Genomic DNA, 263 nt, shown 5'->3' with positions numbered 1-263 from the left:
CGCGCCTTGCTGATGGCGTTGATCGCCACCAACTTCTTCGGCCAGAACACCGCGGCGATCGCGGCCACCGAGGCCCACTACGCCGAGATGTGGGCCCAAGACGCCGCCGCGATGTATGGCTATGCCGCCTCCTCGGCGAGCGCCTCGGTGCTCAGTCCGTTCGTCCCGCCACCGAACACCGTCGCCGCCGACGCACTCGCCGCCCAGGCCGCGGCCGTCAACCAGGCCACCGCCACGCCGGCGGGAAACACCGCCTCGACGGT

Annotated in this window: 1 protein-coding gene; it reads left to right on the top strand. The window is 71.5% G+C overall.

Annotated elements, in window-relative coordinates; translation table 11 throughout:
- A partial coding sequence (locus AC5Y2L_RS28615; protein WP_499940109.1) for a PPE domain-containing protein occupies positions 1-263 on the top strand: 263 nt, incomplete at both ends.

This window comes from Mycobacterium sp. NGS66 (assembly GCF_059812225.1).
This window is presented reverse-complemented; position numbering and strand designations above follow the sequence as displayed.